Source organism: Herbaspirillum sp. GCM10030257 (assembly GCF_042666555.1).
In the GTDB taxonomy this organism is placed as follows: Bacteria; Pseudomonadota; Gammaproteobacteria; order Burkholderiales; family Burkholderiaceae_D; genus Noviherbaspirillum.
This window is the reverse complement of record NZ_JBHTDH010000009.1, coordinates 1-15,377: the sequence shown is the minus strand read 5'-3', so window position 1 is coordinate 15,377 and position 15,377 is coordinate 1. Positions and strand designations below refer to the sequence as shown.

Annotated in this window: 18 protein-coding genes; 9 read left to right on the top strand and 9 right to left on the bottom strand. The window is 54.0% G+C overall.

Annotated elements, in window-relative coordinates; all coding sequences use genetic code 11:
• Positions 1-29: 29 nt before the first annotated feature.
• Positions 30-491, bottom strand: a complete 462-nt coding sequence (locus ACFQUU_RS15240) for an OsmC family protein (protein ID WP_382248575.1) — start codon at positions 489-491, stop codon at positions 30-32.
• A 450-nt stretch (positions 492-941) separates the two neighbouring features.
• Between ACFQUU_RS15240 and ACFQUU_RS15235 the strand changes: the two genes are divergently transcribed.
• Positions 942-2,048, top strand: a complete 1,107-nt coding sequence (locus ACFQUU_RS15235; RefSeq protein ID WP_382248573.1) for a LysR family transcriptional regulator — start codon at positions 942-944, stop codon at positions 2,046-2,048.
• Between the two features lie 78 nt (positions 2,049-2,126).
• Here ACFQUU_RS15235 and ACFQUU_RS15230 read toward each other — a convergent pair whose 3' ends face one another.
• Positions 2,127-3,650, bottom strand: a complete 1,524-nt coding sequence (locus tag ACFQUU_RS15230; RefSeq protein WP_382248571.1) for a CoA-acylating methylmalonate-semialdehyde dehydrogenase — start codon at positions 3,648-3,650, stop codon at positions 2,127-2,129.
• A gap of 300 nt (positions 3,651-3,950) precedes the next feature.
• A complete protein-coding gene (locus ACFQUU_RS15225) occupies positions 3,951-4,745 on the bottom strand; it encodes a crotonase/enoyl-CoA hydratase family protein (RefSeq protein ID WP_382248569.1) in 795 nt (264 codons plus the stop codon).
• A gap of 625 nt (positions 4,746-5,370) precedes the next feature.
• On the opposite strand from ACFQUU_RS15225, the gene ACFQUU_RS15220 reads away from it, so the two are divergent.
• The 5 genes from ACFQUU_RS15220 (at position 5,371) to ACFQUU_RS15200 (ending at position 8,084) form a co-directional block, all read left to right on the top strand.
• A complete protein-coding gene (locus ACFQUU_RS15220) occupies positions 5,371-6,429 on the top strand; it encodes an AraC family transcriptional regulator ligand-binding domain-containing protein (protein WP_382248567.1) in 1,059 nt (352 codons plus the stop codon).
• A gap of 165 nt (positions 6,430-6,594) precedes the next feature.
• On the top strand, positions 6,595-6,921 hold the full coding sequence (locus ACFQUU_RS15215) for a metalloregulator ArsR/SmtB family transcription factor (RefSeq protein WP_382248565.1): 327 nt from the start codon (positions 6,595-6,597) through the stop codon (positions 6,919-6,921).
• A 1-nt stretch (position 6,922) separates the two neighbouring features.
• Complete coding sequence (locus ACFQUU_RS15210; protein ID WP_382248563.1) at positions 6,923-7,354, top strand: YeeE/YedE family protein; 432 nt, start codon at positions 6,923-6,925, stop codon at positions 7,352-7,354.
• Positions 7,355-7,368: 14 nt separating this feature from the next.
• Complete coding sequence (locus tag ACFQUU_RS15205) at positions 7,369-7,836, top strand: DUF6691 family protein (RefSeq protein ID WP_382248561.1); 468 nt, start codon at positions 7,369-7,371, stop codon at positions 7,834-7,836.
• Between the two features lie 89 nt (positions 7,837-7,925).
• A complete protein-coding gene (locus ACFQUU_RS15200) occupies positions 7,926-8,084 on the top strand; it encodes a hypothetical protein (RefSeq protein ID WP_382248559.1) in 159 nt (52 codons plus the stop codon).
• 196 nt (positions 8,085-8,280) lie between these two features.
• Here the strand turns inward: ACFQUU_RS15200 and ACFQUU_RS15195 are convergent, their stop codons facing one another.
• The gene (locus ACFQUU_RS15195) at positions 8,281-8,490 is read right to left on the bottom strand and encodes a hypothetical protein (RefSeq protein WP_382248557.1); all 210 of its coding nucleotides are present in this window, start codon (positions 8,488-8,490) and stop codon (positions 8,281-8,283) included.
• Positions 8,491-8,974: 484 nt separating this feature from the next.
• Entirely contained in the window at positions 8,975-10,162 is a 1,188-nt protein-coding gene (locus ACFQUU_RS15190; protein WP_382248555.1) for a YbfB/YjiJ family MFS transporter, read from the bottom strand.
• Between the two features lie 248 nt (positions 10,163-10,410).
• Here ACFQUU_RS15190 and ACFQUU_RS15185 point away from each other — a divergent pair, with 248 nt between their 5' ends.
• A complete protein-coding gene (locus tag ACFQUU_RS15185) occupies positions 10,411-11,178 on the top strand; it encodes an SDR family NAD(P)-dependent oxidoreductase (RefSeq protein WP_382248553.1) in 768 nt (255 codons plus the stop codon).
• Positions 11,179-11,440: 262 nt separating this feature from the next.
• Here ACFQUU_RS15185 and ACFQUU_RS15180 read toward each other — a convergent pair whose 3' ends face one another.
• Complete coding sequence (locus ACFQUU_RS15180; protein ID WP_382248551.1) at positions 11,441-12,226, bottom strand: enoyl-CoA hydratase/isomerase family protein; 786 nt, start codon at positions 12,224-12,226, stop codon at positions 11,441-11,443.
• 154 nt (positions 12,227-12,380) lie between these two features.
• On the opposite strand from ACFQUU_RS15180, the gene ACFQUU_RS15175 reads away from it, so the two are divergent.
• Complete coding sequence (locus tag ACFQUU_RS15175; protein ID WP_382248549.1) at positions 12,381-13,286, top strand: LysR family transcriptional regulator; 906 nt, start codon at positions 12,381-12,383, stop codon at positions 13,284-13,286.
• A 48-nt stretch (positions 13,287-13,334) separates the two neighbouring features.
• On the opposite strand, the gene ACFQUU_RS15170 is transcribed toward ACFQUU_RS15175, so the two are convergent.
• Both ACFQUU_RS15170 and ACFQUU_RS15165 read right to left on the bottom strand, forming a co-directional pair.
• The gene (locus tag ACFQUU_RS15170) at positions 13,335-13,889 is read right to left on the bottom strand and encodes a tyrosine-type recombinase/integrase (RefSeq protein ID WP_382248547.1); all 555 of its coding nucleotides are present in this window, start codon (positions 13,887-13,889) and stop codon (positions 13,335-13,337) included.
• Between the two features lie 120 nt (positions 13,890-14,009).
• Positions 14,010-14,237, bottom strand: a complete 228-nt coding sequence (locus ACFQUU_RS15165; protein ID WP_382248545.1) for a phage integrase N-terminal SAM-like domain-containing protein — start codon at positions 14,235-14,237, stop codon at positions 14,010-14,012.
• A gap of 504 nt (positions 14,238-14,741) precedes the next feature.
• On the opposite strand from ACFQUU_RS15165, the gene ACFQUU_RS15160 reads away from it, so the two are divergent.
• Positions 14,742-15,209, top strand: coding sequence for a hypothetical protein (locus tag ACFQUU_RS15160; RefSeq protein WP_382248543.1), 468 nt, complete (start codon positions 14,742-14,744; stop codon positions 15,207-15,209).
• Here the strand turns inward: ACFQUU_RS15160 and ACFQUU_RS15155 are convergent.
• The coding region (locus ACFQUU_RS15155; RefSeq protein WP_382248541.1) for a hypothetical protein at positions 15,196-15,377 on the bottom strand (182 nt) is incomplete at its 5' end. The two genes, ACFQUU_RS15160 and ACFQUU_RS15155, sit on opposite strands and share 14 nt — an antisense overlap.

Here is a 15,377-nt window from a genome sequence, read left to right as displayed (position 1 = left end):
ACTTGTATCAAGTCTTGCTGGTTCAAAGTTCAAGCTGGGATAGCGTTTGTCACCACGCTCACTTTAGCCTTGATCGAATTGCCGATGAAGCAGTTCTTATGGGCTCCGGCATGGATCCGGCTGATTGCGGCAGCGTCCGGAAGCTTACTTCCTCCGAAGACGACCTTTGGCGCAAGCTCGATTCGCGTGACTGCCATGCCAACACCCTCGACCTTCTCCAGGTAACCGACGGCGACATCTTCGTATTTCTCCACGCGATACCCCTGGAATTCGGCGATCGCGAGAAAGGTTAGCATGTGGCAACTCGCCAGCGCGCTGACCAGCATTTGTTCGGGATCGGAACATGCGGGATCACCTTTGTATTCGACGGATGAGGATACATTGACCGACTGTTGTCCATTGAGTGTTGCAATGTGGTTTCGGGAATAGGTGCTGTCATCGAGGAGGTGAGGGATGCGGTGCCATTGAATCGCTGCCTGATGCTGAGACATGGGGGAAGAACTCCTGTTGTATTGCTGAGTGAGCGTATCGCCTGAAATGTGGGCAAGGCAATTGCGAATAATGGATTTTAGGAGCCGGTGTCGCCACCGTAAAACGAAGTTTTCTAAGCACATTGCTTAGAAAAAGTAATTCAGGCAAAGGGGACCCAAAGCTGACTTATATCAGCTGCTTAGACACAATCAGGATGAGATGTAGAGGGTTGCCGAGCGTGTCGATAGTCACATAATGCTTGAGGTTCCAGCGGACACGAGAGCGCTTGAGCGCACTCTACAATGGGGGAAGCAAGTGCCTAGCATACTCGGCGTGTCTTCGACGTCTTTAACTAGAATGATTGCGGATTCCTGGTGCTTGAAGCAAAATTGATCGAAGCAAGTCTGCGAAGACTTGGCAGAATGCTCGCAGTTCACGAAGTCATCAACGCAAAGTAGAAACGGACTCTTATGGTAAAGCCTCCTTCGGCGGTCAACGCTTCATGCGATACGATTTCCGTTGTGTGTGACGACAATTTGGCACCAGATGTGGCGGGAAGCTGCTTCTCGAACGAATCTCGGAAGACCTGGCCGATGCCGGAAGGAAGCAAGCGTCTGCCCTCGTTAATAGCGCTGTCCTATTTCGAAGCAGCGGCCAGAACAAAGAGCTTCGCAGCTGCGGCAAAAGAGCTTCATGTAACTCCAGCAGCCATCAGCCACCAAATAAAAGCGCTGGAGGAACATCTTGGCGTCGAACTTTTCATTCGCCATCATCGCAAGGTCAGCCTCACACCTGCGGCAAGAGCGGCGCTATCCAGCCTGCAGGAAGGCTTTGCTGCGCTTAACGACGCTGTGGAACAAATTTGCTCCTACAGCGAAGCCAAATGGGTAATCACCGTTTGCGCCGAACCTCTTTTTGCAACCAAATGGCTGGTGCCGCGCTTGCATCGGTTTTACGCACGCTGCCCACAAGCAGAAGTCCATCTTCAGGCCAGTCTCCATTCGGTCGATACGATCCGAGGTGGCCTGGCAGACCCGACAACATTTCGTAGGGCAGGCATCGATCTTTCGGTGCGTTTTGGCTACGGAGAATATCCAGAACTGGAGACCCAGCAATTGCTAGATGTGTCCTTGATCCCGGTGTGGTCACCGGACATCGGCAATAACGTTTCCTCAGCCTCGCCGCATACCTTGCTCAAGCAACGGCTGTTAAGTGATAGCACCGCGTATCGTTCACCTGAGCGATTTGGATGGCAAGAATGGTTCCGTCATATAGGTGTTCAACCACCCAACATTTTACGGGAGCATCGCTTTGGCAATGGACTGCTGGCATTGGAAGCCGCGATCACTGGGCAAGGCGTTCTTTTGGCAAGCAAACATCTTATTCAGTTTGAACTGAGCGCGGGAAAGTTGACTGTTGCATTTGAAGGAGAAATGCCATGTCCGTTCGCTTACTACGTGGTATGCCCACCTCATGCATTGGAGCGTCCCATCGTGAAAGAATTTCGGAATTGGCTAATTGAGGAGTCAACCGTGTCGACCAGCGCCAAAGCCTCCTCATCGAGTCCATCCCAGTGACGAGTGCGGGCGCTGAGTGTTGTGATCCGACATAACTGACCGTCGCCAGACACCGACAACGGTCTGCAATTATTAATTCTACTTGGCTGTCGGCATGACAAACTCAGCACCTTTGGCAATGCTCTCAGGCCAGCGTTGCATGACAGACTTCTGCTTGGTATAAAAGCGCACGCCTTCCTCGCCATATGCGTGCATATCACCAAACATGCTCTTTTTCCATCCGCCAAAGCCATGCCAAGCCATGGGAACCGGGATCGGTACATTGATGCCCACCATGCCTACCTGAACACGCCGTGCAAACTCGCGCGCAATGTTCCCGTCCCGCGTAAAGCATGCAACGCCATTGCCAAACTCGTGGTCGTTGACGAGCTGGACGGCTGCTGCAAAATTGGTCGTGCGAACGCAAGACAATACGGGACCGAAGATCTCTTCCCGGTAGATGCTCATCTCCGGTGTCACGTGGTCAAACAGCGTGCCGCCAAGCCAAAATCCTTCGCTACAGTTCTCGCCTGCGGTAGAGCCGAGAAAGGTTCGACCATCCACTAGCAACCGAGCGCCTTCCTTGACTCCCTGCTCGATGTAACCAGTGATTCGATCATACGCTGCCGGCGTCACAATGGGTCCCATTTCGGCATCCGGATTGGTGCCGTTGCGCACCTTTAGTGCCTTCGTACGTTCTACCAGCCTGGGTATGATCTTGTCGGCCATGTCTCCGACGAGCACAGCCACCGAAATCGCCATGCACCGTTCACCGGCCGAACCATACCCTGCGCCGATCAGTGCGTCCACGACCTGGTCGATATCGGCATCTGGCATGACCACCATATGGTTCTTGGCGCCCCCGAGAGCCTGCACGCGCTTGCCGAGACGCGCGCCGGTTTCGTAGATGTAGTTGGCGATCGGCGTGGAGCCTACGAAAGAGATTGCCTTCACATCCGGGTGTACCAGCAGCGCATCCACGGCCTCCTTGTCTCCCTGCACCACATTGAACACCCCATCAGGCAATCCGGCCTGCTTGAATAGTTCGGCAATGAACAGACTAGGGCCAGGATCAATGGGGCTGGGCTTGAGCACAAAGCAGTTACCCGCGGCGATCGCTATCGGGGCCATCCACATTGGCACCATGACGGGAAAGTTGAATGGTGTAATGCCCGCGACGACGCCAAGCGGTTGCCGCACGGTCCAGTTGTCAATGCCGGTACTGACTTGATCGGTGAAGTCTCCTTTCAGAAGTTGCGGAGTACCGCACGAAAACTCCACGATGTCGACGCCCCGCGCCACTTCACCTTGAGCATCAGTGAAGACCTTTCCGTGCTCAGCGGTAATGAGCGCTGCCAGTTCGTCCTTGTGCTGGTTCAATAGCACCAGGAACTTGAATAACACCCGTGCACGTCGAATCGGAGGATTGTCTGCCCACGCGGGAAACGCCGCCTGCGCAGACGCGACTGCAGTCTTAACATCGTGCGAAGTACCGAGCCGCACATGACGTTGGACAGCGCCAGTTGCAGGATTGTAGACAGGTTGAGTACGAACGCCACTGCCCGTGGTAAAGGCGCCTCCGATGTACTGGCCAATCTCGGCATTGTTGTTAATGATTGTCATGATGTTAGTCCCGCTGAAATGAAAAATCAGATGTGGTGAATGATGTGCATGAACACAGAGGCGTGGGCCACCTGTAAGGCCAATCACGGGAAGTCGGCGTCACTGGTATGGCGCTTTCATCACCGGCAATGACGTTTTCCCTAATGCCAAGCAGCTTTGACAGGACATGATCGGCGTTGCAATGTAGGCCGTTCATACTTGGAGTAGCCCGGCAGGCGCAGGGAGATATCATCGTCGGAAAACATCATTCGCCCCCATCCTTGATCTGGCTTGTTGGCTACACCTAAATGTCTGATGCTATTAGGACTTTGGACGGACCTTGTGGGCCTTTTTGTTCACAAACTCACTCAACCGCTCTTGAACGTCGCCTCCGGTTTGCACGACGGCGGCCATTAATCCCTCAGCGAAAAGGCCTTCGGTCGATGCCATGTCGGCGATACGGTTGATGGAACTAACGATTGCGTAGTTCGAGAGCACCGCGTTGGTCGCGATCTTGCGCGCCAGTTCCAGACCGAGGTCGTATGCCGTTTTTGGGTTGTCTTCCGTGTTGCAGACGTAGTGTGCCAGGCCCAGTCGCTCGCCCTCTTGTGCATTCAGCACGCGCCCGGTCAGCATCAGTTCCACCATCCGGCTGGCAGAGATGATTTTGGCTGTACGTACCGTCGCGCCCCCGCCGGTAAAGATGCCTCGCGTACCCTCTGGCAAGGCAAAGAAGGTACTCGTGTCGGCGATCCGCACATGTGCGGCGCTAGCGAGTTCTAGACCGCCGCCTACCACGGCGCCCTGCAGACAAGCGATGACGGGAATCCCACCGTGCTGGATCTTGTCGAAGGCACGATGCCATCCTTGGCACACGCGTAGGAAGTCCACCGCACTGCGTTCCTTGTCGTGATGTTCCTTGAGGTCCAGGCCGGCGCAGAAGTGATCGCCCTCGGCAGTCATCAGAATGACACGGATATGGCTGGGGACGTTCGAAAAATAATCGTCAATCTCGGCAATTGCGGCTTCGTCGAGCGAATTGCGCTTAGATGCTCTATTCAGCGTGATGATGCCAATATTATCCATCTCGGACGTTATTAGGAAAGGCTCAGACATGGAAATACTCCTTCGAATCAAGTGGAAAGGCGCGAGCGCGACAGTGTCGTATTGCTGAGAATTAGTGCGGGGTTCCGGAAGCAGGCGGAGCACTGCCATTTGCCTTTTCCCGTGGACAACATCGGCATGCCCTCAAGGAACGTACCCGCCGTAGCGTGTGAGGATTCGGGCAGTACCGTATCGTTGGCCCCTTTTCTTGTGGCTCCAGATTAGGGTGTCTGCTCGCAAAACCCAATTGCCAATGACGACGATGAATATGCAAAAATTGCCAAAATGGGATATTCCAGCAATGCGGTCTTGGAAATGCTGGATGATAGACTCTCACGGGCCATCGTTTGCGGCGACCTAAGCTTCATGCCACTCTTGCTCAATAAGCAGATGCGATGGGAGAAGGAGACATAAGTACAGATATTTCAAATGCGATTCAGGTATATACGAACTTTTTTACAACCTCCTTCACCTCCATTCAGGAGTTCGCTGGCCAGAGCGCACAAGCACATGTGTTCGCGCGGAAGGAATAATGCGTGTGCTTCTGCAGCACAGCCATCCCCTTTGCATTCACATTTAGTATTGGAATGTGAATGCAAAGGGACGTCGACTGTTTCGCCCCGGTGTGGTGGATGATATGGACCGTGTCACCATTGAAAATAGATTGCAACCGGATGCGGGAAGCACGACAACAGAGACCGTTTCGCTTGAACTGGTACAAGACTTGTTGCGAAGCCTTCGAACCGTGTGCTCAGAGTCCAGCCTGGACCGTTGCCTGAAGCAGGCAGGCATCGTCAAGGAATTCATCAGTCATCCGGTCTCTCGACTAACTCACGATCAACTCGTGCGGCTCTATCAAGAGAGCGCTGCGGCAACGGGCGACGAAATGATGGGACTGTGGAGTCGCCCCATCCGGACCGGCACCTTGAAGTACATCGTCCGGGCCATGTTGGATGCACCAACAATCAATGTTGCGCTGTATCGCTTCACACAGTTCTGGAACTTGTTGCTGGACGACTATCAGCTCAACCTGTCTCAAAATGAAAGCACCATGAGCCTGGAGTTGATTCCGCGTTATGCAAACGCGGGCGTGAACCGCTTTGGACATGCCTTGATGTTAAAACTGACGCACGGCATCGTTTCATGGTTTGTTGGTAGAGAAGTACCCGTCCAGGAGGTGCTGTTCTCTTTCCCTCGGCCATCCTTCGCAGCCGATTACTCGATTCTCTTTCCTGCCCCGGTCCTTTTTCAGGAAAAGCATTCGCAGATTAAGTTTTGTATCGAACTGGGTAGAATCCGGCCGGCGCGCAAATCGGCCGATGTTCGTGCATTCCTGGAGCGAGCCCCCCGGGATTGGATTTTCACGTCCTATCGACAGCATGCGATGCGACTTAAGGTGCGCGAGCTGCTGTACGCCGATCTAGGACGAACTCTGGACGACGTTGCAACCAGGCTTCACATGTCGTCACGGACTCTACTTCGAAGATTGCAGGACGAGAACATGTCCTTCCAAGGCATCAAGGATGAACTGCGCAGAGACTTAGCCATTCTCCATCTGGTGTACACGGATGTCTCGCTGACAGAAATATCCTTTGCCTTGGGGTTTAGTTCGCCTGCGGTTTTTCATCGCGCCTTCCGTCATTGGACTGGCATAACACCGGGAGTGTATAGAGCTGCTCAGCAAGAGCTGCACTGAATACCGATCTCCGTGTTCTACCAGTCTTCATCCACATATCGTCATGAAGCTCAAACATGACATTCCAATATACACAGCGACGATATATCGGTTAATAAAACATGATTTGATATAATATAGCGAGATATATAGTTTCGCGGGAGCACTAGAATAAGGAGAAAAGACATGGCGCAAGTGGACTTGAGTGACCTTCAGGCAGCTGCAGAGAGGGCGGGCGGCCTGTTAAAAGTGCTCGCTAATCCAGCCCGGCTGTTGTTGCTTTGTCAGATGACGCAAGGCGAGTTCTGTGTCAGCGATTTGGAAGTGCTAACCGGAATCCGGCAACCAACCCTGTCTCAACAACTGACCGTGTTGCGGGAGGAGGGGATGGTGGACACACGACGCGAAGGAAAACAAATCTTTTATCGCATTGTCAGCGAGGAAGCGCTCGCTGTGTTGCATACCCTGTATGCCATCTATTGCAGCAATGGCAAGGCCGTGAAAGGAAAATGAGATGACTATTGATTGGGTAAACTTCACACCCTGGGCTTCTCTGGCAGGCGGTCTATTGATTGGTTTGGCGAGCGGAATGTTCCTATTGTTTAACGGGCGGATCGCCGGCATCAGCGGCATTGTCGGGGGTCTGCTGCGGCCGGTTTCGGGCGATATCGCCTGGCGGCTCGCGTTTATCCTTGGGCTGGTTAGCGCACCCTTCGCGTTCTCACTGGTGATGCCCTTGCCTGAAGTGCAGATTGACGCAGGCACCGCCACTCTCTTGGCGGCTGGTCTGTTGGTGGGCATTGGCACCCGCTACGGATCAGGCTGCACCAGTGGCCATGGCGTTTGCGGCCTGTCGCGCCGATCGCCGCGCTCGCTGGTGGCAACGGCGGCATTCATGTTTGCCGGGTTCGTGACTGTCTTTGTAGCTCGGCATCTGCTTGGATAAGGAAGGAGTTCATCATGCAAGTAGTCATGGCTTTTATAACTGGCCTGGTATTCGGATTGGGCCTGCTCCTGTCCGGGATGGCGGATCCTTCCAAGGTGATCGGTTTTCTCGACCTGGCCGGGAACTGGGATCCCTCGCTTGCCTTCGTCATGGGCGGCGCGATTCTGGCGGCCGCCGTCGCCTTTCAATTTGCAAAGGGCCGGACAAAGGCTTGGCTCGGAGATGTGATGCGCATGCCGGCAGCAAGCCAGATTGACCGCCGCCTGGTCTTGGGCAGCCTGACCTTTGGGGCGGGCTGGGGTTTGGCAGGCTATTGTCCTGGTCCGGCCCTGGCTTCGCTCGCTCACGGCGGCAACAACCCGCTGATTTTCGTCGCAGCCATGCTCGTTGGGATGGCTGTCTATGAAATTCGGGATCGTCTGGTCACCGTACAGCAGCATAAAGCGGCTTGGGACCGCAATGAACATGGACTCCTGCCATGAGAGCATTCCGCTGTACGCGTACATTCACGTAGAGATTGGATGCTAATCATGGTAACGATGCTGGACGGGGATTGGTGGTAGGAACGATCATGGATCTAACCGGCGCCGGCGGCGGCATATTGGCCGTCCCGCTGCTGATATTCGACGCGAGTCTCGGATTGTTCCAGGCTTTGCTTATGGCCGCTATAGGCATGCTGCTAGCGCCCGCCGGACTGTGGATTGGGGGCGGATCGGCAACCGCTGGCTAAGCATCTTTGTTCGCCTTCATCCTGCTGCTTGTTGCTTACCGCACTTTCCACCGGGCTGGGTGTGGCGCAGCGAACAGTCAGGAGAGCAAAGGCTTGGCGCAGCCCTGCATCCACAGCAGCGATGTGAGACGGCTTATCTGGATTATCCTCTGCGCGCACTCTGGCTGTTGTGCCTGCCATGCTTGTCGTGCGAGCGCTACGTCCGGACGGGTTTGCTCGCTCGCATGGAGCGTCTTTTTTTCAGGCTGATGCCCAGCCGTACCAACGTCTTCGAGAGGGTCGAAACGCCGACCCGCACACCATGCTCAGCATCGAGCCAGTCGCACAGCTGCATGAGGATCAAGTCGTTGACTGTCTTTACCTCGTAGACCAAAGCTTGTTTAAGCCCGGTCAGTTTGAGCGGCACCTGGCTGCACTGCACGCCGGGTGTTTCGACTCCCAGACGTCGTCGCCGGGAACGCGCTCAGGCCACATACAAATGACTCACGTCAAAGCGAGCAGCAACTTCTCCAATACTGCCCTCGGCACTCAATACGCGATCACGTAAATCTTGCCCGTAGGCTTGACCAAGATGCCATGGCATAACAGCCTCCGCTTAACCGTGCGTGCCGATCTGATTCCTTGTTCCTGCTGTAAGTTCAGCACCTTTAATGGTGCTACTCAACACGAAAATGCTCTAACCACTCGGCTTCGTATCGTAGCGGCTCAACTCGAACGTTGAGCGTCCACTATCCGGAGAGCGAGAGGCAAGCACAAGTCGCCATACGCCTGTCGAACGAATTAAAGAAATGTCTCGAAGGCAGCCTATAGCGCCCATTGCCGCTGATCCGTCGTCGGTAGCGACTGCGTGAAACCACAAACGCGTGAGACGACACGATCCTCCGAAATCTTCATTTTTCCTGGTGGCGCAACATCTGAAGCAACACCATGCCAATGACCATGACTACCGTCGCCACCATCAGAGCGCCACGATACGAGCCAGTCACTGCGGCGATATAGCCAGCCATCGCCGGCGCAGCGACTTGTGCCACGCCGTAACTCAGCGTGAGACGCGCCATTGCCTTGGCCGGATTGCCTGGATAGGCGCGCCCGATAAGTGAAAGAGTCAGACTGACGATGCCAACTGCTGTCATTCCGTAAAGGACCGCGCTCGACACATTCAGTATTCCGCTGATACTGGTCGCAGGAAGAAAAAGCGAAATGGCCTGCACACCGAACGCAATGACTAATGCTGGGACTTCACCCATCCGGCGTGCCACCCAATCCCAAAAGAAGGATGCCGGAACGCCGGCGGCACCGACAATGACCCACACCCACGCACCTTTGCCTGTCAGTGCAGGCAGTCTTTCAACGACTGCCACGATGAATGTTGCACCTGTGACGAATCCGAAACCAGCGCAAAAGTAAGCCAGAGTCAGCAATCCAAGCCAACGTCGGGAAAGTGGAGTCGCCTCTGCCTTTGCTGCGTTACCGGTTTGCATCGGCAGCGGTGCAGGCAGCCAGCGCCAGGCCGGAATGAAGAATGCAAGGCCCAACAGACTCAGTACGACCCATTGCTGGTCCCAGGACAAGTTCCCGACCATCGAGCCGACTGCCACACCCGATACCAGGATGCCCAAGCCCAGTCCCGTGAAATGCAGACCTAGTTCCGACTGGTGTTCATTTCGAATAAGCCAGTTCAAGATAAGACCAGATGCCAAGAGCAAACCTGCAATGCTTGAGAATCCGGGAATGAATCGCAGGACCGCCCACAGCGCCACGTTCTCCGTCAACCCCATCGCAGCGGTGCTCGCCAGCGCAATGACCAACCCGGCACGATACAAGTAATACTTTTGCTTTGGTTCTCCAGTCGTGGCTGCGAGAAGGGTTCCAGCCATGTAACCCATATAATTGAATGTTGCCAGCCATCCGCCTGCGAGATAGGTTAGTCCTGCCTCACGCTGCATGATCGGGAGCATGGGGGTATAGGCAAAGCGCGCCAATCCAACCGTCAGGATCAAGGCGCAAATGCCGGAAAAAATTACTCGATAACGCTGGCTATTCCTGCCATGGTCAATCTGTCCGGTATTTAGCAGCATTTTTTCTTTCACGAACGCTTGATCTATTCAGGGTAACTGCAGATAAACTTTTCTTCTTGCGATAATAACCAAACACTTCAACACTTCTGCCTGAGGTCGGTGCCGTTCAATGCCCAAGGCGCGGGAGGCCGGCAAGGAAAACTCACGGACGGTCATTTTGCACGGATCTGTTCATTTGCTCTGTGCCAACACAATGCAAATGTCGGAAGAGTAAACTAAGCACTTCAAAATCAATGGAGACAACAATCATGAGCAAGAAAGTTGCAGTCATCACGGGTTCTTCGTCAGGTATTGGTGCCGCCACCGCCAAACTGTTTGCCAAGAATGGCTACAATGTCGTCGTCAATTTTTCGCGCAACCCGGAGCCGGCACAGGTGGTTGCTGATGAATGCATTGCACTTGGCGCTGAGGTACTGCTGCAACAGGCTAACGTCGCGGAAGATGACGACTGCCGGACGCTTGCCCAGGCAGTAGAAGAGAAGTGGGGCCGATGCGATGCGCTGGTCAACAACGCCGGCACCACCAAATTCGTCGCTGCCAATCATCTCGAGGGGCTGAATGCCCAGGATTTCCATGATATCTACTCAGTCAATGTCATTGGTGCGTATCAAATGATCCGAGCCCTGGCCCCGCTGATGAAACGCAACCCGGGCGCCGGCATTGTCAATGTATCCTCGATTGCTTCGGTCTCGGGGATTGGTTCGAGCGTTGCCTACATGGCATCGAAGGGCGCGCTCAACGCCATGACGTTTGGCCTTGCACGCGCACTTGCACCGGAAATCCGCATAAATGCCGTCGGCCCCGGCATGGTGGAGACGCCCTGGTTGCAGAACGGCCTTGGAGCGGAGCGTTACGAGGCGACCCGCCAGTTATATATGAAGTCCACGCCTCTGAATGCCACCATTCAACCTGAAGACGTCGCCGATGCCTGTTTCTGGTTATGCGACGGTGCACGCAAGACGACCGGCGAGTTTATCCTTATTGATAGCGGGCGCACCAAATTTCCATTGTTATGATCTCGCTTTATTTATTCACGTATTTGCAGCGTATCCCAGCAAGCTGATAAGAGTGCAAATACGAGATGAATTGCGGACCTAGCGCATCCCCTGAATTGTCACAACCCGCGTATCTGCGAGCGTGCGGCGATGGATCCTATTTGCTCGCCTGAAAGAGGAAGCCTTCAGCCAAAGGACGTCAAGATCGAACATCTTTGGAAACAAATTCTTCTGCGTCATTGATCACCTAACGCCGCCGACCACACGAGCCGTGCCGCTGTCGTTAGCGACCAATGTAGACGGGCTGTGTTTTTTCAACAAAGGCACGCGTGCCGATGCGGAAATCCTCGGTTGTAGCGACGAGTCCGAAGAAATCCGCGCCAAGTGCGGAGGATTCCTCCAGGCTCATGTTCAGGCCACGATGCAATGCCTCCCAGGTCAGCCTTACGGCGGTGGATGATTGGTCGAGGATGTCGCGCACGATTGCGTATGCGGTGTTCATCAATTGGTCAGGGTCGGATACCTCCTGCACCAGACCAATGCGCGATGCTTCCTCCGTGTCGATCGCACGACCACGCAGCAGCATTTCGGCCGCACGCCCCTTGCCGATCAGTCGCGCAAGGCGGGTCGTACCGCCAAATCCGGCAACCGCGCCAATGCGAACCTCGGGATGGCCGAGCTTTGCATGACGGACGGCAATCCGGATCATGCAGGCTTCAGCAAGTTCCAGGCCGCCACCATAGGCATAGCCGTTGAGCGCGGCGACGACGACCTTGCCAAGAGTTTCAATCCTGTTTGTGACTCGAACCGCCAGTCGCGCAAATTCTCGCACCTCGAGTGGCGTCGCTTGGTTCAGATATTTAATATCCGCGCCCGCAGAAAATGCGTTTGCCCCGGCACCCGTCAGAATTACTGCGCCGACGGAGGTTTGGATTGAAATCATGTCGAGCAATTCGGAGAGAAGTTGGAGCGTCGGCAGGTCAAGCGCATTGAGTGCTTGCGGCCGATTAAGCGTGAGGATTGCGACACCATCGTTCTCCTCGTACAGAACAGGCTGGCTTGCTTGCATCGTTTTATCTCCATGAATAACAGCATTTAGTTAATGGCATTTCCTGGCAACACGCTGTGGCAAAGCGAACATAGTGTCCACGCAGCGAATGGAAGTAGTATAGTTTTCTGAAATTGAAAAAGGTTTAACGAAAAGGGAATACGGTTTTCCAAAAATGAAAAGTACAGGCTTCGACTGGAATGATCTGAAATTTTTCCTGGCGGTCGCGCGTAGCGGCAGCCTTAGTGGCGCCGCTGCAGCCCTTTGCACCAGTGCATCCACCGTGTCACGCCATGTTGACGCGCTTGAAAAGCGCTTCGGGAGAACCCTGTTTCTCCGTCAGCAAAGCGGCTACCTCCTTACCGATGAGGGTGTGGAACTGATAGAACAAGTCGAACAGGTTGAGCAAGCCATGATGGCGACCGAACGTAAAGGACACCGGTCCGCACAACAGGAGGTATCAGGCATAGTGAAGCTAGCTACTACCGAGATGCTCGCGTCGCACCTGGTAGTCCCACACCTGCACAAATTGCGGGCGCGGCACCCAAAGCTGCGGATTGAACTCGACGTCGCACTGGCACGTGTCAATCTTTCACGGCGTGAAGCCGATCTGGCCCTGCGCATGGTTGCGCCAAATGAAGGGGAGGCCGATTACATCGCAAGGCGCATCGGCAAAATAGATTTTGATGTGTACTGTGCGAGCAGCGCCATGCCGGCCAACGACGGTGAAGATCAGCCCGATGGTTGGCGCGGACGGGACTACTTTTCATGGGGCGGTAATTGGGATGAATTGCCGATGGCCAAATGGATGCGATCAACATTTAGTGATAAGCCCCCTGCCATTGTCTGCAATAGCTTGCTGACACAATATGCAGCAGTGCGCGCGGGTCTGGGACTCGGCATGCTTCCCTGTTTCATCGGGGACGGCGATTCCGGACTTTGCCGCGTAAGCCGCGACGCCATCCCCGTGTCACGCGACCTGTGGCTAATGTATCATCGTGACATGAAAGCAAGCCGGCGCGTGGTAGCCGTGCAGGACTTCATTAAAGAACTGGCCGAAACACACCTTCAAGCGTCATGAGTCATGCGACTGAAAAAAGCGAATCAATAACGCTATCAAACTTGTCTCTCAGGGCATTGTGGTCGATACGTCGTTATGCCCTAACAGCTCCTGCACCGTGCGAATGTCATTCCCTGCTTCAATCAGATGGGTTGCGAAACTGTGCCGAAGCGTGTGGCACGAAGCTCGCTTCGTTAGCTTTGCTGCCAGTACGGCACGCTGGATTGTCTGTTCATACAAATGATGCCGGCGGACGATTCCGCTGCGTGGGTCAGGCGATTCATGATCGGACGGAAATGCCCAATACCATCCCCATTGAGTACCAGCCGATGGATATTTCCTTTCCAGCGCATCAGACAACATCACGCCGTTGCGACGATACAGCCGATCGTCTTCATAGAGTGATTTCGCGTACTCCGATTGATCTCGCACGGGCTGAGCCAGTGACAACGGCAGCATGGTCAGTCGGTCCTTGTTACCTTTACCTCGCCGGATCGTGATTTCACGCCGTTGAAAGTCAATGTCCTTCATGAGGCGCATGCCAGTGCCATACAACAGTCTGGCAATCAACAGGTACGTGCCGGTCATCTGCGCGAAGATGAGATTAATTTCCTGCCGCGTCAATACCGTTGGCTGGCGAGCGGGCTTCTCCGGTCTTGGAAGATTGTCGATCTAAGGTAATTCCATCTGTAGGACATGTTTGTATAGGAAAAGCAAAGCACACAGCGCCTGATGATGGGTTGATTAGGAAACGTCCCTTTCGTTGGACAGGTACGACAAAAAGGCATGGATTTCCGGTGCTCCCATATCGGCGGGATGGTGGAGCTTATGAAATCGGATATACCATCTTGACCAATATACATAAACGCATTCGGTTCGCAGGCTATAGTACCTGTCTCTAAGGCAACGTCGCAGCTGGTCAAGCAACTTCAGTGGCTGCCTAGATTCAGTATTCTGGGTGCCGCTTTTCATGGTTAATTAATACTGTATGGATGTACAGTATACTGACGCAAGGCAGACGGCATGCGCTTTGCGGAGGCTCAAGCGAAATGGTTTATCAGGCACCGCCCCGGTTTAACAGGCACTCCAAGCCTTTTAATTAATATAGTTAAGCGGATATGTTTTATTCCGAATGCGGCTACCAATTCTCATGGCTCTTGGTATTGGGCGTATTCGTAGTGGCTTTTTACTTTGCCGTATCGCCGTCGACGCCTCGCCATGTGCGAGAGCGAATGCTACGTCTTTCGCGTTGGGTGGTACATATGACAGAAGAACAGTTGCAAGAGGCGTTGAATCAACAAAGACCGTTGACGCGACGTGAATTGATTTTTGCTTGGATGCTCGCCGGTGTCGCTACATTACTTGGCTTTACGCTTCCATGTTGAGAAAGAACCTCTCGTGCCGAATGGGTACACGCTTAACTCAATATTCAACACGGTCGGGCAGGCCCGCCGTTTAACATGGCGTTAAATATCAATGACGCTTCAACAATATTTCGAGGTCGATGACGGTAGCCTGCCAGAGATAGTGGTCGACTTTCACTCACCGAATCAAGTGCGAGATGCCTTCGCATTTCTTTTCCGGCTTGGTGGTAAGGACATCACTGCCGGCGGTGCGGCGCTCTGGAATCGGGAAGAAGAAAAGGAGACAGAATTCCGAACACCAGATGACTTCGAGTTGGTGTTTTCGGGCGCTGCCGATCCATTTCATTTGGTTTTGCGCGGACTAGAAAGCGATGGCGTAATACTTCCAGACTTAGGTGTCTTCGTCGATCCGCACTCAATGGTCCTTGATTATCGTATGGGAGCCGAATGGGGCGATAGCAAGGTGGCTAGCTTTATTGCAATGCTAAGAGAACTTGTTCGACTCGGTGGCACGATCACAGTGCCCTGGTGGGGCGCGGAGGGTGAGCAGGCTTTTAGAGAAGCAATTACAAATATTTAACATGAAAATGATCACAGGCGGCTGCGCCGCTGGTTATCCGAAACGTTGAGGCTGTGCAAAAAGGTGTAAACGAATCGACGTTTGTGCTGTCTGAGTAAGTGATATCTGCGATGAAGGAGCTACGATGGCACGCTTCAAACCGGTCGACATGAATCCGCGCTTTCTTCC